At 60.3% G+C, this 21,156-nt stretch carries 22 protein-coding genes and 4 tRNA genes; 7 read left to right on the top strand and 19 right to left on the bottom strand.

Features of this window, described 5'->3' with window-relative positions; translation table 11 throughout:
• Position 1 precedes the first annotated feature (1 nt).
• From rplK to ACM5SV_RS11185, 8 genes are all read right to left on the bottom strand, one after another.
• The gene (gene rplK, locus ACM5SV_RS11220; RefSeq protein WP_003547518.1) at positions 2-433 is read right to left on the bottom strand and encodes a 50S ribosomal protein L11; all 432 of its coding nucleotides are present in this window, start codon (positions 431-433) and stop codon (positions 2-4) included.
• Positions 434-609: 176 nt separating this feature from the next.
• Positions 610-1,140: a transcription termination/antitermination protein NusG gene (nusG, locus tag ACM5SV_RS11215; protein ID WP_003547516.1), complete on the bottom strand. Its 531-nt coding sequence runs from the start codon at positions 1,138-1,140 to the stop codon at positions 610-612.
• Positions 1,141-1,157: 17 nt separating this feature from the next.
• Positions 1,158-1,358 carry a preprotein translocase subunit SecE gene (gene secE / locus ACM5SV_RS11210; RefSeq protein WP_003558522.1) on the bottom strand — a complete coding sequence of 67 codons (201 nt, stop codon included), beginning with the start codon at positions 1,356-1,358 and terminating at the stop codon, positions 1,158-1,160.
• A 195-nt stretch (positions 1,359-1,553) separates the two neighbouring features.
• A tRNA-Trp gene (locus ACM5SV_RS11205) sits at positions 1,554-1,629 on the bottom strand.
• 168 nt (positions 1,630-1,797) lie between these two features.
• Positions 1,798-2,691 (bottom strand): NAD-dependent epimerase/dehydratase family protein, encoded by an 894-nt coding sequence (locus ACM5SV_RS11200; protein ID WP_012757013.1) that lies wholly within the window; start codon positions 2,689-2,691, stop codon positions 1,798-1,800.
• A 508-nt stretch (positions 2,692-3,199) separates the two neighbouring features.
• A complete protein-coding gene (tuf, locus tag ACM5SV_RS11195; RefSeq protein WP_012757012.1) occupies positions 3,200-4,375 on the bottom strand; it encodes an elongation factor Tu in 1,176 nt (391 codons plus the stop codon).
• Positions 4,376-4,722: 347 nt separating this feature from the next.
• Positions 4,723-4,796 (bottom strand) — tRNA-Gly (locus ACM5SV_RS11190).
• A 25-nt stretch (positions 4,797-4,821) separates the two neighbouring features.
• Positions 4,822-4,906 (bottom strand) — tRNA-Tyr (locus ACM5SV_RS11185).
• Positions 4,907-5,108: 202 nt separating this feature from the next.
• On the opposite strand from ACM5SV_RS11185, the gene rlmB reads away from it, so the two are divergent.
• The 4 genes from rlmB to ACM5SV_RS11165 all read left to right on the top strand — a co-directional run bounded on the left by rlmB (position 5,109) and on the right by ACM5SV_RS11165 (position 7,271).
• Entirely contained in the window at positions 5,109-5,999 is an 891-nt protein-coding gene (gene rlmB, locus ACM5SV_RS11180) for a 23S rRNA (guanosine(2251)-2'-O)-methyltransferase RlmB (RefSeq protein WP_017993646.1), read from the top strand.
• 93 nt (positions 6,000-6,092) lie between these two features.
• Positions 6,093-6,785: an AprI/Inh family metalloprotease inhibitor gene (locus tag ACM5SV_RS11175; RefSeq protein WP_128407375.1), complete on the top strand. Its 693-nt coding sequence runs from the start codon at positions 6,093-6,095 to the stop codon at positions 6,783-6,785.
• A 125-nt stretch (positions 6,786-6,910) separates the two neighbouring features.
• Positions 6,911-7,069 carry a hypothetical protein gene (locus tag ACM5SV_RS11170; RefSeq protein WP_003558513.1) on the top strand — a complete coding sequence of 53 codons (159 nt, stop codon included), beginning with the start codon at positions 6,911-6,913 and terminating at the stop codon, positions 7,067-7,069.
• Between the two features lie 64 nt (positions 7,070-7,133).
• On the top strand, positions 7,134-7,271 hold the full coding sequence (locus ACM5SV_RS11165) for a hypothetical protein (RefSeq protein ID WP_003558511.1): 138 nt from the start codon (positions 7,134-7,136) through the stop codon (positions 7,269-7,271).
• Positions 7,272-7,303: 32 nt separating this feature from the next.
• Here ACM5SV_RS11165 and ACM5SV_RS11160 read toward each other — a convergent pair whose 3' ends face one another.
• Positions 7,304-7,723 carry a hypothetical protein gene (locus ACM5SV_RS11160; protein ID WP_206641110.1) on the bottom strand — a complete coding sequence of 140 codons (420 nt, stop codon included), beginning with the start codon at positions 7,721-7,723 and terminating at the stop codon, positions 7,304-7,306.
• Between the two features lie 232 nt (positions 7,724-7,955).
• A tRNA-Thr gene (locus ACM5SV_RS11155) sits at positions 7,956-8,031 on the bottom strand.
• 158 nt (positions 8,032-8,189) lie between these two features.
• On the opposite strand from ACM5SV_RS11155, the gene ACM5SV_RS11150 reads away from it, so the two are divergent.
• The 3 genes from ACM5SV_RS11150 to ACM5SV_RS11140 are packed head-to-tail and all read left to right on the top strand — an operon-like array spanning position 8,190 to position 10,543.
• Positions 8,190-8,963 (top strand): NAD kinase, encoded by a 774-nt coding sequence (locus ACM5SV_RS11150; RefSeq protein WP_017993642.1) that lies wholly within the window; start codon positions 8,190-8,192, stop codon positions 8,961-8,963.
• Positions 8,964-8,967: 4 nt separating this feature from the next.
• Positions 8,968-9,483, top strand: coding sequence for a hypothetical protein (locus ACM5SV_RS11145; RefSeq protein ID WP_222014271.1), 516 nt, complete (start codon positions 8,968-8,970; stop codon positions 9,481-9,483).
• Positions 9,484-9,517: 34 nt separating this feature from the next.
• Positions 9,518-10,543 (top strand): alpha/beta hydrolase family protein, encoded by a 1,026-nt coding sequence (locus tag ACM5SV_RS11140; protein WP_222014272.1) that lies wholly within the window; start codon positions 9,518-9,520, stop codon positions 10,541-10,543.
• Between the two features lie 59 nt (positions 10,544-10,602).
• Here ACM5SV_RS11140 and dhaL (ACM5SV_RS11135) read toward each other — a convergent pair whose 3' ends face one another.
• From dhaL (ACM5SV_RS11135) to prfB, 9 genes are all read right to left on the bottom strand, one after another.
• On the bottom strand, positions 10,603-11,268 hold the full coding sequence (dhaL, locus tag ACM5SV_RS11135; protein WP_012757004.1) for a dihydroxyacetone kinase subunit DhaL: 666 nt from the start codon (positions 11,266-11,268) through the stop codon (positions 10,603-10,605).
• Between the two features lie 61 nt (positions 11,269-11,329).
• The gene (locus tag ACM5SV_RS11130) at positions 11,330-13,432 is read right to left on the bottom strand and encodes a bifunctional sugar-binding transcriptional regulator/dihydroxyacetone kinase subunit DhaK (RefSeq protein ID WP_012757003.1); all 2,103 of its coding nucleotides are present in this window, start codon (positions 13,430-13,432) and stop codon (positions 11,330-11,332) included.
• Positions 13,433-13,588: 156 nt separating this feature from the next.
• The gene (gene dhaL / locus ACM5SV_RS11125; RefSeq protein WP_012757002.1) at positions 13,589-14,239 is read right to left on the bottom strand and encodes a dihydroxyacetone kinase subunit DhaL; all 651 of its coding nucleotides are present in this window, start codon (positions 14,237-14,239) and stop codon (positions 13,589-13,591) included.
• A gap of 15 nt (positions 14,240-14,254) precedes the next feature.
• The gene (locus ACM5SV_RS11120) at positions 14,255-15,250 is read right to left on the bottom strand and encodes a dihydroxyacetone kinase subunit DhaK (RefSeq protein ID WP_128407357.1); all 996 of its coding nucleotides are present in this window, start codon (positions 15,248-15,250) and stop codon (positions 14,255-14,257) included.
• Between the two features lie 22 nt (positions 15,251-15,272).
• On the bottom strand, positions 15,273-16,043 hold the full coding sequence (locus tag ACM5SV_RS11115) for an SDR family oxidoreductase (protein WP_113545953.1): 771 nt from the start codon (positions 16,041-16,043) through the stop codon (positions 15,273-15,275).
• A 58-nt stretch (positions 16,044-16,101) separates the two neighbouring features.
• The gene (locus tag ACM5SV_RS11110) at positions 16,102-17,088 is read right to left on the bottom strand and encodes a substrate-binding domain-containing protein (protein ID WP_012756999.1); all 987 of its coding nucleotides are present in this window, start codon (positions 17,086-17,088) and stop codon (positions 16,102-16,104) included.
• Positions 17,089-17,176: 88 nt separating this feature from the next.
• On the bottom strand, positions 17,177-18,181 hold the full coding sequence (locus ACM5SV_RS11105; RefSeq protein WP_011651405.1) for an ABC transporter permease: 1,005 nt from the start codon (positions 18,179-18,181) through the stop codon (positions 17,177-17,179).
• A 43-nt stretch (positions 18,182-18,224) separates the two neighbouring features.
• Positions 18,225-19,703: a sugar ABC transporter ATP-binding protein gene (locus ACM5SV_RS11100; protein ID WP_113545999.1), complete on the bottom strand. Its 1,479-nt coding sequence runs from the start codon at positions 19,701-19,703 to the stop codon at positions 18,225-18,227.
• Between the two features lie 319 nt (positions 19,704-20,022).
• A protein-coding gene (gene prfB, locus ACM5SV_RS11095; protein WP_012756997.1) for a peptide chain release factor 2 occupies positions 20,023-21,154 on the bottom strand; the annotation gives its coding sequence in 2 pieces (ribosomal slippage) (positions 20,023-21,084 and positions 21,086-21,154; 1,131 coding nt in all).
• Positions 21,155-21,156 lie beyond the last annotated feature (2 nt).

Below are 21,156 nucleotides of genomic sequence, written 5' to 3'. Positions count from 1 at the left end.
CTTAACCCACCACTTCCAGACCCATGGCGCGGGCAGAGCCCTCTATCATCGCCATTGCACCTTCGATATCCGCTGCGTTCAGATCCTTCATCTTGGCTTCTGCGATCGACTTGATCTGAGCCTTGGTGAGGGAGCCGGCCTTGGCACCCTTGCCGGGCGTCTTGGAACCGGACGTGATCTTCGCTTCCTTCTTCAGCCAGTAGCTGACCGGCGGCTGCTTCATCGCGAAGGTGAAGGACTTGTCCTGGTAATAGGTAATGACGACCGGAATCGGCATGCCCTTTTCCATTTCCTGCGTGGCGGCATTGAACGCCTTGCAGAATTCCATGATGTTAATGCCACGCTGACCAAGCGCCGGACCAATCGGCGGGGACGGGTTTGCCGATCCTGCCTTGACCTGAAGCTTGAGCTGGCCTGCAACTTTCTTAGCCATATCTCTCTGCCTTTCATGAACGGCCGGTCGCCCGGCCCGTGATGCCGGATCTCTCCGGCGGCTGCGGTTGCGTGGTGCGGATCATTAGGGTCCGGCTAAGACCCCTCACCTTCCACGCGGATGCGGACAAGGTCCGCAGGAAACAGGCCGCAAGGGCCAGCCTCCAGTTTCTGCAATCAGACCTTCTCGACCTGAGCGTATTCCAACTCGACCGGCGTTGCGCGGCCGAAGATCGACACTTCCACCTTCAGGCGCGAACGCTCTTCGTCCACATCCTGAACCGTGCCGTTGAACGAAGCGAACGGGCCGTCGGAAACGCGGACCTGCTCGCCGATCTCGAAGGTAATCGAGGCCTTCGGCCGCTCGACACCTTCCTGGACCTGACCGAGAATGCGCTCGGCTTCATAGTCCGGAATCGGAACGGGCTTATTGTCGGAACCAAGGAAACCCGTGACCTTCGGCGTATTCTTGATCAGGTGATAGGCTTCGTCCGTCAGATTGGCGCGAACCATGACATAGCCCGGGAAAAACTTGCGCTCGGAATCGACCTTACGGCCGCGACGCACTTCCACCACCTTTTCGGTCGGCACGAGGATCTTCTCGAACAGGTGCTCAAGCCCCTTCTGGCGAGCCTTGTTCTCGATATCTTCAGCCACCTTCTTTTCAAAATTGGAATATGCGTGGACGATGTACCAACGTGCCGCCATTTTCATCTCCACCCGTATCAGTTGCCGGTATTCAGCACGAAGCTCAGAGCCCAGCCAATCAGCTGGTCAGCGGCAAAGAAAAACAGCGCGGCGAAAACCACCATCACCAGCACCATGACCGTCGAGATCATGGTCTCGCGGCGCGACGGCCATGTAACTTTGGACGTCTCGGAGCGAACCTGCTGCAGAAACGTAAACGGATTGGATTTGGATGCCATCGACTGCCCACGCAATTACGGCGCGTAAAGCTGAAACTATCAGCCCCACGCACCGCGTGTCTGTTGAACCCTAAATAAACACCGATTTCCGAATACACAAGAGGGAAACCGAAGTTTAACGAAATTACTTGCCACCAATCAATCCCCGGCCGGAAATGCCGCGAGCATGTCCGCGCTGTCCCGCATCCAGGAAAATGGCAGGGGCAGTAGGGCTCGAACCTACGACCTGCGGTTTTGGAGACCGCCGCTCTACCAACTGAGCTATACCCCTTCATACCGATCATTCAGCGCCTGGGCCAAGGCCCGCAAATCGCTGCTGAAAAGCATGGCGCTCCCTTTAAGACGACGACACGGGATTGGCAAGCACGATTTTCGATTTTCAAGGCCATTCTCCTGATATGCGAGCGATCGGCCTTTCAGTCGCGGAACCGCGGTCCATTCAGACCTTCACATATTTCCGCCAATCGTGTTCTTCCTTAAAACCCAGCACCTCGCGGATCTTGCGGTTGGAGAGCAGGCCCTCATATTCGCCGATCTCGCGGGTGAAGGGCACGTTCGGAAAGAATCGCTTCGCAAGCTCTTTCGATGGCGTATTGGCCGAGACGGTGTCGTTGGCGGCGTTGAAGACCTGGTAGCCGAGGCCGTCCTTCTCGATGCAGAGATGGCAGATCTGCCCGAGGTCGCGGGCGTCGATATAGCTCCAGGCGATTCGCTTGCGCATCTCGGGATTGGCGAAAAAGGTCGGAAACTTCTCGTATTCGTCAGGCTCGATGACGTTGCCGATGCGCAACGCATAGATGTCGAAGCCCGAACGTTCGGCAAAGGCGCGCGCCGTCTTTTCGTTGACCACTTTGGAAAGGCCGTAGGAATCCATCGGATTGACGTCGTAGTCCTCCTCTAGCGGGAACTGGTGGAAATCGCGATGGCCTTCGGCGAAGCAGACGCCGTAGGTCGTCTCGCTCGATGCGACGATGATCTTCCGGATGCCGAGTTTCACCGCCGCCTCGATGACATTATAGGTGCCCATCGTGTTGATACGGAAGGTTTCGTTGTCGGGCTTGATCAGGATGCGCGGGATGGCGGCGAAATGCACGACGGCGTCGAAGGGCTGTACGCCCCTGCCCGCGTCGAGATCGGGAAAATCGCGATGCATCGAAAGCGCGTTGAAGACCTGACCGCTATCGGTGATATCGGCGATGAGATTGGTGACGCCGGGGCTATCGAGCGGCACGAGATCGAGGTTGTGAACCTCGTAGCCGGCATTGACGAGCCACGGCACCGCATGGCGACCTGCCTTGCCCGAACCGCCGGTGAATAGAATACGTCTCTTCATGGAATATCCTCCGCGTCATGAAATCGGAGGCATAGATAGACGCTTCCGCGCGAAGAGCAAGCGAGCGTCCTGCAAGGGTTCACCCCCGCGTCGCCAGGAGCATCCTATCCGGGAGCACCTGACCGATCATTTCCGATCACCGCAGAACCCGGCGATGTTCGGCAAAGGTCGTCACTTGACGACACTTACCTCGCCAATCTGCACTACGGCAGACTGAACAACTTCTTGCGGTATTGCAGCGATGAAAAACATCGTGAAAACATACATCGCGAATATCGTCGCAGCGAATGTGGCCTTTGGAATCATCCGGGCTCTCCTCTTTGCAAGGAGGAGTCTGGACTACATTGACCCAATCACAAACCGGTTTCTGAACGTGAGATGAACAAAATACTGTGACAGGCCAACTTAACGATATTTTTACAACACCTGTTAAACCTACAGGAAGCCATCAAAGTGAAAAACCCCGCTGTTTCCAGCGGGGTCTTCATAATTGCGGATAACTCGAAAGTTACTCGACGATCGACGCGACGATACCGGCGCCGACGGTGCGGCCGCCTTCGCGGATAGCGAAGCGCAGCTTTTCTTCCATCGCGATCGGAACGATCAGCTCGACCGATACCGTGACGTTGTCGCCCGGCATGACCATCTCCGTGCCTTCCGGCAGCGTTACGATGCCGGTCACGTCGGTCGTGCGGAAGTAGAACTGCGGACGGTAGTTGGTGAAGAACGGCGTATGACGGCCACCCTCTTCCTTCGTCAGGATGTAGGCTTCAGCCATGAACTTCTTGTGCGGCTTGACCGAACCCGGCTTGCACAGAATCTGGCCACGCTCAACGCCGTCACGGGTAACGCCGCGGATCAGCGCACCGATGTTGTCGCCAGCCTGGCCCTGATCGAGCAGCTTGCGGAACATTTCAACGCCGGTCACCGTCGTCTTCGTCGTCGGGCGGATGCCGACGATCTCGACTTCTTCGCCAACCTTGACAATGCCACGCTCGACGCGGCCGGTCACAACCGTACCGCGGCCCGAGATCGAGAACACGTCTTCGATCGGCAGCAGGAACGGCAGGTTGATCGGACGCTCAGGCGTCGGGATGTAGGCGTCGACAGCAGCCATCAGCTCGCGGATCGAATCTTCGCCGATCTTCTTGTCCGAATCTTCGAGAGCAGCAAGTGCCGAACCCTTGACGATCGGGATATCGTCGCCCGGGAAGTCGTAGGACGACAGCAGTTCGCGAACTTCGAGCTCAACCAGTTCGAGAAGCTCGGCGTCGTCAACCTGGTCGACCTTGTTCAGGAACACCACGATTGCCGGAACGCCGACCTGGCGGGCCAGCAGGATGTGTTCGCGCGTCTGCGGCATCGGGCCATCAGCGGCCGAGCACACCAGGATCGCGCCGTCCATCTGGGCAGCACCGGTGATCATGTTCTTGACGTAGTCGGCATGGCCGGGGCAGTCGACGTGGGCGTAGTGGCGGGCCGGCGTCTCGTATTCAACGTGAGCCGTCGAAATCGTGATGCCACGCGCCTTTTCTTCCGGAGCCGCGTCGATCTGGTCGTACGCCTTGTACTCACCGAAGTACTTCGTGATCGCTGCCGTCAGAGACGTCTTACCGTGGTCAACGTGGCCAATCGTGCCAATGTTGACGTGCGGCTTGTTGCGCTCAAACTTACTCTTTCCCATTTGAATGCTTCCTGTGAACGAAAATGGTGGCCCCGGCGAACCGGTTTAGTGCCGCCGTTTAAGGCTTTCGGCGACATTGCGCAAGACTTAATTGCAGACGCCATTCTTGGCCTGACAGCGCATATGGGAGACAATTCGCCGCCTGCAAGGCGATTCGCCAAAGCCCCCTCGAAAATCGCTGAAATCTTAGAGAAAATCGCATCGACCGCCTGAGACGCGCCATAGACGTTCGGCGTCGAGCGCCCTTCCCTGCCCGCCGACAGCCACAACCGTCGGCTTCTCCGCCAGCGCCGGAGACATCTCGGGACTACCGCGGCAGCGGTCGTATGAAGTCGAGTAGCGGAAACTGGAGCGGGTAGCGGGAATCGAACCCGCGTATTCAGCTTGGAAGGCTGCTGCTCTACCATTGAGCTATACCCGCGCGGGTGGTCCGATCCGATGACGAATGGTGGAGAGAGTTGGATTTGAACCAACGTAGGCTGAGCCAACGGATTTACAGTCCGTCCCCTTTAACCACTCGGGCATCTCTCCAGTTTTTCGTCCGGATCGCAAGACCAAGTTCGTCAGACTTCGAAGCGTTGCCGCCCGTCGTCTGCGCCGCGTATATGACCGGAGCATTTCAGTCTGTCAACACGATGACAACGGAAAAAACACGAAAAACTTCATTCGCCGCCGAAAGCCGGCATATGAAAGAAAGCCTATGCGGCAGCGAGCGCCATGGCTATAAAGCTGCATGAGCAAAGACAACAAATCCGGCGGCAAGACCGCGACAGACCCATCCGCCAAGGATACGCATTACGCCACTCTGCGGCGCGCCCACCGTGACGCCAAGCGCGAACGCGGGGAGATTCCGACGCCTCAACCGCAGAAGCGAAAGCGCGGCGGTGACGACTGGAAGCCGCCGGCGCTTGCGCCCGACCAGGTGCATCTCTATGGCCTGCATACGGTGCGTGCAGCGCTCGACAATCCCGAGCGCAAGAAGATCAAGCTGTTCGTAACGCAGAACGCACTGGCGCGCCTCGAAGTCGACGTCGAAGCGCTCGGCATGCCCTTCGAGATCGTCTCGCCGCAGGAGATCGACAAGGTGCTCGGCCCCGAGGCGATCCATCAGGGCGTCATGCTGGAAACACGGCCGCTTCCGGTCCGCCGGCTCGAAGCGCTGAAGGAAAGCCCTCTCCTGCTCGTCCTCGATCAGGTGACCGATCCGCACAATGTCGGCGCGATCATGCGCTCGGCCGTCGCCTTCAATGCGGGTGCGGTCATCACCACCCAGAGACATAGCCCGACCGAATCGGGCGTGCTCGCCAAGTCCGCCTCCGGCGCGCTGGAACTGATACCTTATATACAGGTGACCAATCTCGCCGATGCGCTCGGTGAATTGCACAAGCTCGGTTTCTCCACCATCGGTCTCGATTCGGAAGGGCCGGCGCCACTCGAAGGCACCTTCTCGGGCGAGAAGGTGGCGCTGGTGCTCGGCTCCGAGGGCAAGGGACTTCGGCAGAAGACGCGGGAAACCGTCAACGCACTTGCCCGTCTCGACATGCCGGGCGCGATCAAATCGCTCAACGTCTCGAACGCAGCGGCAATCGCGCTTTATGCGGCGCGGCTCCACCTGAAGGCATAGGGTGGCCCGCAGGCAGTCATTCAAAGTGCTACAGAGTCCTATGCGCGTCTGAAAAGACGCGCAGCGCTGTCGTCGCGACAAAGGGGAATTGTCATGATCCGTTTCATCCCCAGGCTCGCGGCTTCGGCGGCAGCACTCCTCGTCTGCGGTTTCGCATACGGGCAGGATATCGATCCCGATATTCTCAAAGCGCAGGCCGGGACATATCTCGTTGCCGCGGAAGACGGAGGAGCCGGATGCCGGCTGACGCTGGAAACCGGCGAAGCGATCGGCGGCTATTCGCTCTCCGGTCAGGACTCCTGCATCAAGCCGCTGCCGGCACTTGCCGAAGCCTATTCCTGGAATTTCGACGGCAATGGCGGCGTCATCCTGATCGATGCGACGCGCAAGGTGCTCGCTCGCTTCGTCGAGAACGAAGGTTCGCCGATGAAGACGGAGGATGGTGCGGCGCTGTTGCTGATCGCGGCCCCTGACGGCGTCGATCGCCTGCCGACCGTCAGCAGCCTTGCCGGGACATGGACGATGCAAAGACCGGACGGCGAAAGGCTCTGCGGCGTGACGCTCAACGGCGATGTCGATGCGGACGGCAACGCGCTGCTGTCACTTTCCGAAGATTGCGCTGCCAATGTCGCCAGACTGAAGCTCGCAGTCTGGCATATCGAGGGTTTCGGGCTGACGCTGATGGGCCGTGACGGTTCGTCGCTTGGCTTCGACATGCGCGCCGACGGCAATTTCGATAAGTCGAAGGAGGAAGGTGGTAAGCCGCTTTCGCTCGTCCGCCGCTAACCCGCAGCCAGGCTCCGATGACGGAAAAATCCACTTTTGCCTTGGAATGACGCCCCGGGGCACTATGATCGGGCGATGTCCGGTTGTAGCGACCAGCTCAGAAGCAAGAAGGAACGATCCCTATCATGGCCATTCGACCGCTGATTTTCGGTATCCTCTTCATCGCGGTCTTCGTCGTGATTATCATCAGCATCATCTGGGTGGACACATCGCACCCCATCCACCAGCCCGATCCCCTGTCGCCGACGGCGCCCGGCCCCGCGACGCCGGGACAGGTACAATAATACTGGCAGGAACGCGGACGGCGATCATGCGTTAATCCCGGAATCGAACGAGGATTGAACGCCTATGCGTATAATGATCGCCGTCGTCGCCTTCATGATTGTCTCCGTGCTCAGCATCGCGATCATGTCGCCCTCCGGCGCTGGACAGACCGGCAATGGCGACAGGATAGAGGCGAGCGTCAACGAACCCGTCACTCATTAAAATAATGGCCCGGGTGAACCGGGCCATTATTGTCAGCTGCGGTAGAGCCAGAACGGCATACCGCGATCGCGATGGCGCCAGTCGCGACGCTCCTGCCAACGCTCGGCACGCCACCGCCGCGAGTGACGGCGATCATCGCGCCAGTCGGATCGGCGCCAATCGCGCCCATCGCGCCAGCCACGGTTGTCACGGCCGCGATCGCCTCGCCAGCCACGGTCATCACGGTCGCGATCACCTCGCCAGCCATCACGAATTTGAACGATATCGCCCTGCGTCGACACCGTCGGCCGCTCGGCCGGCATGGCGGCGGCCGGTGCCACAGACGCGAAAGCCGCACCGACGGAAATGGTTGCGGCGAGAAAGAGATGTGCGAGCTTCATGGCTGTTTCCTCGTTGATGATGAGGCGAAGATAAGCGGACGCGGCTGAATTGGCGGTGAAGCAGCCCTTCACGCGCGGTTCATCAAACGATACGTGCTGTCTGAAAAGTCTGCTGGTGCGATCGATCGAAGCAACGTCGAACCCAGGCTACGGTTTAGAAGGCGGTATCGTAGGGGAAAGATGGTGCAGCCAACCAGAGCATTCTGGAACCAGTCCGCCTTCGTTCCTGACGGAACTACGACGCGACAGCCTCCGCTTAGCTGCTCTCTTCGGCTCGCCGAGCCGAAGCTCACGGAGCGTAGGCTGGTGCCCCCGCCAGGGTTCGAACCCGGGACCCCCTGATTACAAATCAGGTGCTCTACCAACTGAGCTACAAGGGCAATAATTGCCCAACTAGCAGATTCTATGATTCTGTAAAGGGGAAATCCGTGTCTGCGTGGACTGGTCGGCTGCAGCTCAAAACGCTTGGCGATAGAAAACGTCCTTGTCGCGCAAGGCCTTTATCCTTTAGCTAGGGCAGCATCAAAAAGGGCATTGCATGGGCCGTTCATTTCAGACGCTTTCCTTTCTCGCCTCACCGACGACGGAGGCGCTTGCCGCGCGTGAGGAGTTGATTGGCCTCTATGGTGACGTACCGGCTGACGAAGCCGACGTCATCGTCGCGCTCGGTGGCGACGGTTTCATGCTGCAGACGCTGCACAACACCATGAACTCCGGCAAGCTGGTTTACGGCATGAATCGCGGCTCGGTCGGCTTCCTGATGAACGACTATCGTACAGACCGGCTTCAGGAGCGAATCTGCGTCGCCGTCGAAAACGTCTTCCGGCCATTGCAGATGACGACGGCAAACGCCGATGGCACCAACTCGACAGCGCTCGCCATCAACGAAGTCTATCTTTTTCGCCAGTCCTATCAAGCCGCGAATCTGAGGGTCATGGTGGACGGGCGCGTGCGTCTGGAAGAACTGATCTGCGACGGGCTGATGGTGGCGACACCTGCCGGATCGACGGCTTATAATCTTTCCGCCCATGGCCCGATCCTGCCGCTCGAGGCGCCGCTGCTCGCCATGACGCCGGTCAGCGCTTTCAGGCCGCGGCGCTGGAGGGGCGCTCTGCTGCCGAACAAGGTGACCGTCGATATCGACATTCTCGAGCCGGAGAAGCGGCCGGTGAATGCGGTGGCCGACAATACCGAGGTCAAGTCGGTGCTGCATATCCGCATCGCCCAGTCGGAGCATGTGACGGCGCGCATCCTTTCTGATCCCGACCGCTCCTGGTCCGATCGTATTCTCGCCGAGCAGTTCAAGGATTGAGACGATGGCAATGCGACGGATATTGATGACCAGCCTCCTGCTTGCTGGATGGAGCGTCACAGCCGAGGCCGCGCCGGCGCAGGATGCCATCCTGCCGGCATCGGTGATTTTCGCGACCAGCACCGGCTACTGGGAAGACGACGGCAATGCACCTGATGTCGAGCGGGTGCCGACGGGCGCCGAGAGCGTCGCCAACCCCGAGGGAAAGGCCGCGCAGCGCCACGGCTACTACAAGCTCTTTGCGGTCCGCCAGCCGGACAGGACTTCGAAGGTCTATCTGCAGCAGATTGCCCAGGCCGAGACCGGCCCGGCGATCGCCTCGACCATCGAGCTGCAGGAGTTCAGCGACCTGAAGCCTTACGTTACCGATATACGCCCCGAGAATTCGAACGGCATCATCAAGGAACCGGGGCTCTTCGCCACGGTCTATCTGAAGACTGACCCTGCCGCGGAGCCGGATGGCTGGACCGTGCTGATCGACGAATTCGGCGACATCACCGTCGAGAAGGCGACGAATTGAACGGCTGGGAATTGTTCACAGGGGCATCCAAGAGATGAAACTGGGCTTTCGCGACGGCGTCCTCTACGACGGGAAAAGGTCGAACTGGGACGCAACCGGCTCCAGACCCATCAACTGGTCCCTCTGGTACCCGGCCGCCGATGATGCGCAAAGCGACGTGCCGGAAAGAAGCTGGTTCCAGAAGGCCGCCGTCGCCCGTCATGCACCCATCCGGCCAGAGGCCGGACCCTATCCCCTCGTCCTGTTGTCGCATGGCACCGGCGGATCCGCGGCCGGACTGGAGTGGCTGGCGCGACGCCTGGTCGATCGCGGATTTGCCGCGCTCGGCGTCAGCCATCACGGCAATACCGGCATCGAGCCCTATCGTGCTGAAGGCTTTGCCTGCCTCTGGGAGCGGGCGCCTGATCTCAGCTACATGCTCGACCACCGGGGTGCGTGGCTCAGCGATCTCTCAGGCCATATCGATACGAACAGTGTCTTCGCAGCCGGATTTTCGGCCGGAGCCTATGGCGTGATGCTGCTGCTTGGCGCTATCGCCCAGTTCTCGCAGTTCGAACCATCGAGGATGAAGCCGGGTGGCGCGCGCGGACCGAGAGAATTTCCCGACCTTGCCGATCATATCCCGGCATTGCTGCGCACCAGCGATGTGTTTCGCGATTCGTGGTCCCGGATGTCGAAGTCCTTCCGAGATGACAGAATCAGGGCCGCCCTCATCTGCGCGCCGGGTCGGTCCGTTCTCGGTTTCAGCGAGGAAAGCCTGAACGCTGTCGATGCGCCCGCCCTTATCCTGGTCGGTGATGCCGACAAGGCAGCACCGGCCGAAGAATGTTCGTCGTGGCTACATGCGCGGCTGCGGCGCAGCGTCCTTAAAATCTTCGGCGGCGGCCTTGGGCATTATGTCTTCGTGCCAGAGGGCACGGCGCTCGGCCTTGCCTTTGCGGCAGAACTCTTTACCGATCCCCCGGGCATCGAGCGCGCAGCCGTTCATGAAGAGATTGCCGATCTGTCGGCAGCGCTGTTTCAAGACAGCGGCATCATCGCGGAAAAGACGACGAATTGAGGAGCCCCCGGCGGTAAGACGCATTTGCTCCGCGCAGATGACCCTGCATGCAAATGCTGTCACCGATCCTGCTCTTTCACAGTGTCACCGGCGAAGGTTTCCTTCATCGCGCGAAGGATGATGACTGCCGAGGCCGCGCCTGGATCGATATGTCCGAGCGACCTCTCGCCGAGCCGGGCCGCTCTTCCCCGAGTTGCAACCATGGAACGGGTCGAATTCGCACCGGTTTCGGCCGCCTCCAATATGCTGGTCCACATTTCGAGGCTTCCGGCCGCCCGCGCCCGCGCAGTGACGGCGGCTTCGGTCGCGGGGATCCAGGCATCGAGCATCGTCTTGTCGCCGCGCTGGCCCTTTCCACGCTCCCTGATGCCGGCCGTCATCGCCTCGACGATCGCCGCCTGATCGGCGGTTGAAAGGTGTTGGTCCTCTTTCAGGACCTGGGCAGCCCTGCGAAATGCCGTGGCGTAAAGCGGTCCCGTGGATGCACCGACGGCATTCAGAAAGGCTGTCGCCGCCGACGTGAACACCTCTGATGGAAGCATGTGATCGAGGTCGAGTTTTGCGAGTTCCCCGTTCACCGCCGTGAAGCCGAGCACCATGGTGATTCCATGATCGGCGTCGCCGATAGCCCCGTCCAGATCCGAGAGACGGTCCTTCTCCGCCGTGATCGCAACGGAGATGCGATGAAACATCCTGCTAAGGTGGCGCGCCGCGCTTTCCGACATCATGATCCTCCCAGTTCGAGCAGGATGCGGCCCGTGTCAGCCGGGCGCATCGCTTATACCTTCAGTTCGCGACCCGCAGGAACGCGGTATCGCAAGGATGATGCAACAACTCCGTCAATTCCTGATCGAGGTGCAAGATCGATATGGATGCACCGACCATGTCGAGCGAGGTGCAATAGTGTCCCACCCAATTCGCCTCTATCGCGATGCCTTTCGCACTCAGCCGCTGCTCGACACGTCGGAAGAGAATATAGAGCTCCATCAGCGGCGTTGCGCCGAAGGAATTGACCAATACTGCGACGCGGTCGCCCGATGCCGGCTTCATTTCCGCGAATATGCGATCCATCACCCGATCGGTGATTTCATCGGCGGTCATCATCTTTTCGCGAATGACGCCGGGTTCACCATGGATGCCCATGCCGATCTCGATGTCGTCGGGGCCAATTTCAAAGTTGTGGCGACGGGTCTGGGGAAGCGAGCACGGTTCCAATGCAACGCCCATCGTAAATGTCCGTGCGTTGGCCTTGCGCGTCGCCGTTTCGCAGGCGGCAAGCGACAGCCCGCGGTCGCAGGCCGCTCCGGCGACCTTGAAGATGAAGAAATTGCCGGCGACGCCGCGCCGGCCCTCCCTGTCTTCCAGCGGCGATGAGGCGATGTCGTCCGTCGTCACGACCGTACGGACCGCGATGTTTTCCTCCGCCGCCATCTCGGCTGCCATCTCGAAATTCATGACGTCGCCGGCATAGTTGCCGTAGACGAAAAGCACACCCTCTCCGCCGGACGCCGCCCTGGTGCATTGAAGGATCGGGCCGGGAGGCGGAGACGAGAAGATATTGCCGACAGCAACGGCATCGGCAAGCCCCTTCCCGACATAGCCGAAGAACGCAGGCTCGTGTCCCGTGCCGCCGCCGATCACAAGACCGACCTTGCCGGCGCGCGGTCCCGTCCGGGCAACGAGCGCACGGCGAGAACTGTCGACCGGCGCGAGATAGGCAGCGTGCGCCTTCACTGCGCCATAGAGCATTTCCTCGACGACCTCGTCGGGGTTGTTCAGAAATTTCTTGATGTGAGTGCGAAAACCGGTCGCTGACGGCGGCGTGCCAATTTCGACCCTCGGGCGCTGTAAAAGCTTCTGGTCGACCTCCGTCACACCGTCCGCATGCAGGATGCCGCGACCCGTCGCGGCGTCGGTGATCAGCACGTTGACATAGCCGCCGCGAAGGGCTGCGAGGATTGCCGGCACCTTGTCGAAACCGCCGGCGACAGCGATACGCAGACCGATCTTCTTCAGCATGTCGAGTGATATTCCGATCGTGCGGTCGTCAAGCGGCCCCGCGACCGGGCGGCCCTGCCCGTCGATGAAACGTCCGGCGACGATGCCTGCGGCATCCTTTGCCAGATATTGCTGCAACGATACCGATTCGAAGAATCCGCTGGTATGGATGGTCGAATTGGGGCGCATGGAGGCGATACCGAAAATCACCTTGTTGGCGTGTGAAAGCGCCTCGAACTGACTTTCGATCAATGGCTCGCGCAACAGGATATTGCGGACATCGGGAGCGGATACGATTGCCGGAGCTGCGATATTGATCAGCCGCGCGTCCACGGCATCGGCAAAGGCGGCTGCGCAAAGTTCGGGTGTATAGGCGAATGTCGCACTGGTTCCGCCGGTTGCCTGGACCACGGTGACGTCCTGCAGGCCACTTATCGAGGTCTGCTCACCGACCGCCATGACCGTGCGGCCCCAGACGACGGCCAGCGTATCACCGGATTTCACAAGCCTCTGCAGCGCTTGAGCGCCTGCGCGCCCGAGACGGTCGATGAGCGGGCGGGTATTGTCGTCGCTCGGAACGACGAGACAGTCCTGCAGACCGAAATGCCGTTTCAACTCCTGAGCAATCGTCAGCGAACTCAGGCGCGCCGGCTCGATGGAGATATTGACGATTCCGCGGGCGCGCGCATCGGCGAGATAGCTGTTCACCGTTGCCCGCGAAATTCCCATGGTATCGGCAATGTCGCCCTGCGTCATGCCGTCCTCATAATAGAGCCAGCAGGCCCAGACATAGGGATCATCGCCAAACCGCAGCGGGATGGGTTCCGACGCATCGTCAGCGCTGTTTCGCACGCTACCGTTCTTCCGCGCTGATGATGTCTTGACGGTCATGCTTCCTGGTTTCCCTGCGATGTTCAAATCGCCCGCGAAGATGAGCGCAAAGGCTCCGGTTTTCAACATTCTCCGCACAATGATTTCCGGCCGCCAACGCAGCCGGAAAGGTGATACTCGGGAGGATCACGGGGCTCTCACCAAAACCCGCTGTTTTTATGCGGATGGCCGAAGCCTTGCCTCTACGCCAAGCGCGAGCGACTGGAGGATCAGCGCGCAGGAAGTGGCGCCAGCATCCAGAACGCCAAGCGAACGTTCGCCGAGCCTGCTTGCCCGGCCGATCCTTGCCACCAGATCGCGGGTGCTGTCCCGGCCGGCCTCCGCCGCTGCGACGAGAACATTCAGCGATTCCGCAAACGACTTTCCGTCGCTATTGGCCAGATCGAACGCCTCTATGGCGGGCACGAGCGCATCGAGAAGGGTCTTGTCGCCCACTTTTGCGGACCCGATCGCCTGAATACCTTCAAGACCATTGTGCAGCATTGCGCTGAACATCCCCGCATCGATCTGCGCAGCCTTTTCGATCGTTTCAGCGAACTGAATGAACATGACGCCGTAGAGCGGCCCCATGGACCCGCCGATTTCCGTCATCAGCACCGTGCCGAGCGTGTCGAGAGCTTCGGCGAGCGACATGTCTGCGCCCTTGATCCGTTCGGCTGCCATGCCAAATCCCTTGGCCATGTTAACCCCATGATCGCCATCGCCGATCTTGCCGTCAATCTCGCTGAGATAAGCGCGATTCTCGATGATCCGATCCGCGAGCGAGAAAACGATGTCGCCTGAGGAAGCGTTGTCAAATTGCTGCATTCGCTTGGTCTCCCATCAAGGCATTGCCGGGCAGTGGACATCGACGTCGAGTAGCGTCTTCAACTCGTCGTCAAGCGCCATGACGGTCAGCGTCGCACCGACCATTTCCAACGAGGTGAAGTAATTACCGATATAGGTCTTGTAGATTTTCAGTCCGCGCCCGGTAATCTCGGTTTCGATCGTGTCGTGAAGGATATAAAGCTCGTTCAAGGGCGTCGCGCCGAGGCCGGAGACGATGACGGCCACTTCGGTTCCCGATGCCAGGCCGTGATCGTCCAGAACGATCCTGGCCATTTCGCGTGCGACCTCGGCGGCAGGCTTCAACGGCTCGACCCGGACCCCCGGCTCGCCGTGATGGCCAATGCCGACTTCCATCGTGCCCGGCGCAATCTGGAAGTTGGGATGCCCAACGGCGGGCAGCGTGCAGGGACCGAGGCCGATGCCGATGGAGCGGCAATTGTCGATCGCCCTTTGCGCTGTCGCCTGCACTTCCTCGAGGCTCGCCCCCTGCTCCGCTTTGGCGCCTGCGCATTTCCACATGAATATCTCGCCGGCGACGCCACGTCGCTTCTCGCGCTCGTCCGGTCCGGCCGAACATACATCGTCATTGGCGACGACGGTCGCGATCGTGATGCCCTCCTTGGCGGCAAGCTTGATCGCCATCTTCACGTTCATGTTGTCACCGGCATAATTGCCGTAGAGGCAGACGACGCCGTTGCCGCCATTGGCCTCGCGCGCGGCATCGAGAAAACTCTTGGCCGTCGGCGACGAAAACAGCTCACCCACCGCGACGGCATCCAGCATGTTGCGTCCGGTATAGCCGATAAAGGCGGGCTCATGGCCGGAACCACCGCCGGTGATGACGCCGACCTTGCCCGCGACGGGCGCATGGCGCGCAACGATGACGCGCGGATTGCCGTTGCCGAGCCTGACCATATCGGTATGCGCCTTGACGAAGCCCTTGACCGTATCCTCGACGACCTCGTCCGGATTGTTGATAAACCGCTGCATGGTTCCTCCTGTTTTCCGCGTGTCAGACAATGGTATAGCCGCCATCGATCAGAAGATCCGCGCCGTTGATCATCTCGGCGCCGCTCGATGCCAGAAACACCGCCGCCGCAGCGATCTCCTCGGGATAGGCGAAGCGTCCCGTCGGGATGCGCTTCTTCAGCTCCTCTCCGCGCAGGTTATCCCAGGCCTTTCTTCCGAGATCGGTCAGAACCACCGTCGGCGAAATCGTATTGACGGTTATGCCGTGTTTTCCCCACTCGGCGGCGAGCGTCTTGGAAAGACCGATGACGCCGAATTTGGAGGCGCAATAGGCCACGTGCTGATCGATGGCGACCGTGCCGGCCTGCGAGGCGATATTGATGATCCTGCCGCCGCTGCCCGCCTTGAGCATGACCCGGCCTACAGCCTGACAGACGAGGAACGTTCCCTTGAGATTGATGTCTATGGTTCTGTCCCAGGCCTCCAGGGTGAGATCCTCGGCGGGGGCGAGCATGGCGACACCGGCGCTGTTGACGACGATATCGATATGGGCAAAGGCCGCCTGCGCCGCAGCGATGACGGCTTCCACCGATTGCGGGTTGGAAACGTCGCAGACGAAGGATTTCGCGCCATTTCCGAGGGCGTCGGCCTTGGATTTCGCGACCGTTTCATTGATGTCGATCACGCCGACGACCGCGCCCTTGGCGGCAAATGCCGATGCGATGGCATCGCCGATGCCGGAGGCGCCGCCCGTTACCAGGGCGACCTTGCCGCCCAGCGAAAAATTCAGATCAATCTGTTTTGAATCGGTCATGGATCTTTTCCCGGCTTGTCTGAGAAATGGGGCGGGCGCACCCGCCCCACACAATGGATTATTTACGTGTTGCGAGCAGCTTGTCGACATTGTCGGCCGTCACCGGCGTCCACGGCACATTGTAGTTCTTGTCCTTGCCGTCGTTCCACGGCATATCCTTGTAGGTCGCCCAGATATCGGACTGCGGCTTGTAGTCGCCCTTCTTGGCGTGGAAGATGGCCAGGTCGAGAGCGCCCTGAGCCTGTGCACGTGCGTCCTGCAGGATCGACGTCATCTCGCCGGCCTTGACGGCGCGAAGAGCGTCGGTGATGCCGTCGATGCCCGCGATCGCAAAGCTCTTCTCGTCGAGCCCCGCAGCCTTGATCGCCTCGATGGCGCCGAGCGCCATCTCGTCGTTCTGGCCGATCACGCCGTTGATCTGTTTCGGATGCGCGGTCAGCCAGTTCTCCATCAGCGTCTGCGCTTCGGCACGTGACCAGTTCGCCGTCTGGTCTTCGAGGACCTTCACGTCAGGGCATTCGGCGAGCGCCTTCTTATTGCCTTCCAGGCGCGAGATCTGTGCGGACTGACCGACCGGGCCTTCGAGGATGACGACATTGCCCTTGCAGCCGAGCTTGTCGAGGACGGTCTTGGCTTCCATGTAGCCCGAGATGGTATCGTCGGAACCGACATAGGAGGTCAGCAGGTCGGAATTGACGCGGGTGTTCGAACCGATCACCGGAATGCCGGCATCCACCGCCGACTGTACGGCTGCTGCGCCTGCATCGACGTCGATCGGTGCAAAGATGATCGCATTGTATTTCTGCGTGACCATCGTCTTGAACTGATCCTGCTGAACCAACGCGTCATAGCGACCGTCGAAAACAGTCAGCTCGACCTCCCCGCTCTTGACGGCCGGGTGCTCCTGCATCGCCGCCGCCCAGATCTGCATGAACTCCGCATTGAGGCCGTAAGGGGCTGCCCCGATCTTGATCTTTTCCTGGGCCACGGCCGACGAGGCCAGCAAAGCAGTCGCCGAAGCGAGCGCAATCATAAGCTTTCTCATCTCAATCTCCTCCACTTTAAGTTTTAGCGGCCGACATGGCTCGCCTCTGCAACAGGCCGGCAAGGGCCGGCACGGTTTCCGATGGGGCTCAGGCCCCGTAAGTTCGCTTCTGGTCGAGCATCACAGCGCCGACGATCAGGGCACCTTTCAGGACCTGCTGGTAGTAGGATTGGATCCCCATCAGATCGAGGCCGTTGTTCATGACGCCGATGATGAGCGCACCGATCAGCGTGCCCGTCACCCGGCCGACACCACCCGACAGACTAGTGCCGCCGATGACGACCGCCGCAATCGCGTCCAGCTCATAGGCAATGCCCGCCTGCGGCAGGGCCGATCCCGTCCGGGCGCTGAGCAGCATGCCGGCAAGACCGGCAAGACCGCCGGAAATGACATAGACAGTGAAACGAATGCGGCCGATGTCGATACCGGAGGTCTTTGCCGCATGCGGATTGCCTCCGACGGCATAGATGTAGCGGCCGAAGCGCGTCCGGCTGAGTATCCACCACGAAGCCGCGAAAACGACGGCGAGAATGATGACGGGGGCCGGAATGCCGAAGACGTCGCCGGTGCCGATCCACCGGAAGGCCGGCGTCAGCGCGGGAACGGGGCGACCGCCGCCATAGATCAGCGTCAAGCCGCGCGCGGCCGAAAGCATGCCAAGAGTGGCGACGAAGGCCGGAACGGAAAATCGCGAGACGATCGCCCCTGAAATCGCGCCGCAGGCAACGCCAACCAGGATGCCGACCGCAAGTCCGATGGCCACCGGATAGGGCGCACCGGCGATCGCCGCCGTAGCGGAGGTCGTCGAGAAGCTGGCGCTGACAATGCCGGCAAGCGCCACGACGGAGCCGACCGAAAGATCGATGCCGCGCGTCAGGATCACGAAGGTCATGCCGATGGCAAGCACGCCGTTGATCGAAGTCTGCAGGAGCACATTGGAAATATTGCCGCCGGTCAGGAAGAACTCGTTCGAGAACGAAAGGACCACCACGAGAAGCAGAAAAGCGAGAAAGATACCGTATTCCTGTATCAACAGCCGCCGCCGATCCGAACTGAACCAGCCGCCGGCATTGCTATCATCGCTCTCTGACACTCTTGCTCGCTCCTCTGGCGCCGTAAGGATGACCTGATCCTGATCAGGTCGATAGGTGGACGAGTGATTGGGCATCCGTTTCCTCCCGGCTGTAAATTCCCGCGCTCCTACCGGCGCGCATCACCATGATACGGTCCGACATGCCCAGAACTTCGTCGATTTCCGATGAGATCATCACGACCGTTCCGCCGGCCGCGGCAAAATCACAGATGATGCGGTAGATTTCGCGCTTGGCGCCGACATCGACGCCACGTGTCGGCTCATCGAGGAGCAGCACCTTCGGATTGCGCAGGAACCATTTTCCGAGCACCACTTTCTGCTGATTGCCGCCTGACAGGCCCGAGATCGGCATGGTGTCACGGGCGGCCTTGATCTGAAATTGCGCCTGGATCCGACGACTGGCCTCGGCCTCGCGACGGCGGCTCATGGCAAAGGAAGGGCTCATCTCCGGTAAGCTTGCCATACAGATGTTGGCGCGAACGGAGTCGGAGAGATTGAGGCCCGTCAGCTTGCGATCCTCCGTCACCAGCGCCAGGCCATTTGCCATCGCATCCGCCGGCTTCGACACGGAGATGCGGGCACCATCGACGACGATCCTGCCGTCGGAGGATTTTTCGAGGCCAAAAAGGCAATTGAAGATCTCGGTTCGGCCCGAGCCCATCAGCCCGTAGATGCCGAAGATCTCGCCCTTGCGGGCGGAGAAGGAAATGTCCTCGATCTTGTTCGGGCAACTCAGCGCCGTAACCTCGAGGCCGGTTTCGGATGTCGGCGTATTGGTCTTGACATATTCCTCGGCCAGTTCCCGGCCAACGATCATCCGGATGAGATCAGGACGGCTGATCTGCTTGAGGTCTCCGCTGCCGACATAGGCACCGTCGCGAAACACGGTATAGGAATCGGCGATCTGGAAGATTTCCGAAAGCCGGTGCGAGACATAGACGATGCCGCGTCCCTGCCCCTTCAGGCGCCGGATGGCCGCGAAGAGCTGCTGAGCCTCTTTCTCACCGATTGCCGAGGTTGGCTCGTCCATGAAGATGACCTCGGCATCGTGGCTTAGCGCCTTGGCGATCTCGACGAGCTGCATCTGCGCAACGGAGAGGTTCATCATGTACTGGGTGGCGCGGATATCGAATTCGAGATCGTCGAGAAGCCCTTGGGCGGAGCGGTTCATCGTCCGGAAATCGATACCGCCGAAACGTGTCGAGGGCTCGCGGCCGAGATAGATGTTTTCCGCTACCGTCATGTGCGGAACCGGGCTCAACTCCTGCTCGATGATGGCAATGCCGGAGGCGAGCGCGTCGGCGGGGCTGGCAAAGTCTACGTCCTTGCCACGACGGCGGATCGAGCCAGCATCGCGATTATGGATACCCATGAGGATCTTGAGAAAGGTCGACTTGCCTGCGCCGTTGCCGCCGCAAAGTGCGTGGACCGAGCCGGCGCGAAGTTCGAAGCGGCCGTCGCGCAATGCCGCGACACCACCAAAGGACTTCTTCAGCCCTTCCACATCCAGCAAAAGCTCCACCCTTTTCTCCTCCACACATGCACCGGCAACCGATTGGCGGGAGCCGATCGACATCGGTGATCTCCAGCCCCGATATCGACAATGACATTATTCGACATCGACTCGACAAATGTCAAGTCAGTGTCGAACATATAAATGCGAGGGCGGCTCAGCGGACCTTCCGCCATCGTCTCGAGGTGAAACGATAAGTTCTTACGCCGAACCAGAGCTATGATCGCCTCGACGATCGAGCCGCTGAAGCGCGCCGGACTTGCCAGCCTTCCAAAACAAAAAAGCCCCGTCTCCGGGGCTTTGTTACTTCAATCTATCGTCAATCCGATCAGTCGACATCCTCGACGACCGCATCGGCGGCGCCGCTGATGCGATGGGCAAGTGCTGCTTCCATGAACTCGTTCAGGTCGCCGTCGAGAACGTCGTCCGGCGCGCTGCTGGCGACGCCGGTGCGCAGGTCCTTGACCATCTGATAGGGCTGCAACACGTAGGAGCGGATCTGGTGGCCCCAGCCGATCTCCGTCTTGGAAGCGGCTTCGGCACTGGCGGCGTCCTCACGCTTCTTCAATTCGGCTTCATACATGCGGGCACGCAGCATGTCCCAGGCCTTGGCGCGGTTCTTGTGCTGCGAGCGCTCCTGCTGGCACTGCACGACGATGCCCGTCGGGATATGCGTGATGCGCACGGCCGAGTCGGTGGTGTTGACGTGCTGGCCGCCGGCGCCCGACGAACGATAGGTATCGATGCGGCAGTCGCTTTCGTTGATCTCGATCTGGATCGAGTCGTCGACAACCGGATAGACCCAGATCGACGAGAAGGAGGTGTGGCGGCGCGCATTGCTGTCGTAGGGCGAGATGCGCACCAGCCGGTGTACGCCCGATTCCGTCTTCAGCCAGCCATAGGCATTATGACCCTTGACGAGCAGTGTCGCGGACTTGATGCCCGCCTCTTCGCCATCATGGACTTCGAGAAGCTCGACCTTGAAGCGCTGGCGTTCGGCCCAGCGGGTGTACATGCGCAAAAGCATGTTCGCCCAGTCCTGGCTTTCGGTGCCGCCGGCGCCGGAATGGACTTCGAGATAGGTGTCGTTGCCATCGGCTTCGCCGGAGAGCATGGCTTCCACCTGGCGGCGCGCGGCCTCGGCCTTCAAGGCCTTCAGCGTGTCTTCGGCTTCCTTGACGACGCTCTGGTCGCCCTCTTCCTCACCAAGCTCGATCAGCTCGATATTGTCGTTCAGCTGCTGTTCGAGCTGCTTGACGCCGTTGATGCCGTCATCGAGCTGCTGGCGTTCGCGCATCAGCTTCTGCGCTTCGGAAGCGTCGTTCCAGAGGTTCGGATCCTCTGCCTTGTTGTTCAACCAGTCCAGCCGTCTTATCGCCTGGTCCCAGTCAAAGATGCCTCCTCAGCAGGGTGATAGCCTGCTTGGTTTCATCGACCACGTTTTCGATTTCCGCTCGCATTT

The organism is Rhizobium sp. CRRU65, from assembly GCF_048551595.1.
Lineage (GTDB): Bacteria > Pseudomonadota > Alphaproteobacteria > Rhizobiales > Rhizobiaceae > Rhizobium > Rhizobium leguminosarum_J.
This window is presented reverse-complemented; position numbering and strand designations above follow the sequence as displayed.

What these genes read in the sequence shown, in the direction of transcription:
- ACM5SV_RS11110 (WP_012756999.1), bottom strand. Translation starts at nt 17,088, where the DNA reads ATGAGAAAGCTTATGATTGCGCTCGCTTCGGCGACTGCTTTGCTGGCC.
- ACM5SV_RS11200 (WP_012757013.1), bottom strand. Translation starts at nt 2,691, where the DNA reads ATGAAGAGACGTATTCTATTCACCGGCGGTTCGGGCAAGGCAGGTCGC.
- ACM5SV_RS11170 (WP_003558513.1), top strand. Translation starts at nt 6,911, where the DNA reads ATGGCCATTCGACCGCTGATTTTCGGTATCCTCTTCATCGCGGTCTTC.
- nusG (WP_003547516.1), bottom strand. Translation starts at nt 1,140, where the DNA reads ATGGCGGCACGTTGGTACATCGTCCACGCATATTCCAATTTTGAAAAG.
- rlmB (WP_017993646.1), top strand. Translation starts at nt 5,109, where the DNA reads ATGAGCAAAGACAACAAATCCGGCGGCAAGACCGCGACAGACCCATCC.
- dhaL (WP_012757004.1), bottom strand. Translation starts at nt 11,268, where the DNA reads ATGTCGGAAAGCGCGGCGCGCCACCTTAGCAGGATGTTTCATCGCATC.
- ACM5SV_RS11175 (WP_128407375.1), top strand. Translation starts at nt 6,093, where the DNA reads ATGATCCGTTTCATCCCCAGGCTCGCGGCTTCGGCGGCAGCACTCCTC.
- dhaL (WP_012757002.1), bottom strand. Translation starts at nt 14,239, where the DNA reads ATGCAGCAATTTGACAACGCTTCCTCAGGCGACATCGTTTTCTCGCTC.
- ACM5SV_RS11115 (WP_113545953.1), bottom strand. Translation starts at nt 16,043, where the DNA reads ATGACCGATTCAAAACAGATTGATCTGAATTTTTCGCTGGGCGGCAAG.
- ACM5SV_RS11120 (WP_128407357.1), bottom strand. Translation starts at nt 15,250, where the DNA reads ATGCAGCGGTTTATCAACAATCCGGACGAGGTCGTCGAGGATACGGTC.
- rplK (WP_003547518.1), bottom strand. Translation starts at nt 433, where the DNA reads ATGGCTAAGAAAGTTGCAGGCCAGCTCAAGCTTCAGGTCAAGGCAGGA.
- ACM5SV_RS11145 (WP_222014271.1), top strand. Translation starts at nt 8,968, where the DNA reads ATGGCAATGCGACGGATATTGATGACCAGCCTCCTGCTTGCTGGATGG.
- ACM5SV_RS11130 (WP_012757003.1), bottom strand. Translation starts at nt 13,432, where the DNA reads ATGACCGTCAAGACATCATCAGCGCGGAAGAACGGTAGCGTGCGAAAC.
- ACM5SV_RS11150 (WP_017993642.1), top strand. Translation starts at nt 8,190, where the DNA reads ATGGGCCGTTCATTTCAGACGCTTTCCTTTCTCGCCTCACCGACGACG.
- secE (WP_003558522.1), bottom strand. Translation starts at nt 1,358, where the DNA reads ATGGCATCCAAATCCAATCCGTTTACGTTTCTGCAGCAGGTTCGCTCC.
- ACM5SV_RS11140 (WP_222014272.1), top strand. Translation starts at nt 9,518, where the DNA reads ATGAAACTGGGCTTTCGCGACGGCGTCCTCTACGACGGGAAAAGGTCG.
- ACM5SV_RS11165 (WP_003558511.1), top strand. Translation starts at nt 7,134, where the DNA reads ATGCGTATAATGATCGCCGTCGTCGCCTTCATGATTGTCTCCGTGCTC.
- tuf (WP_012757012.1), bottom strand. Translation starts at nt 4,375, where the DNA reads ATGGGAAAGAGTAAGTTTGAGCGCAACAAGCCGCACGTCAACATTGGC.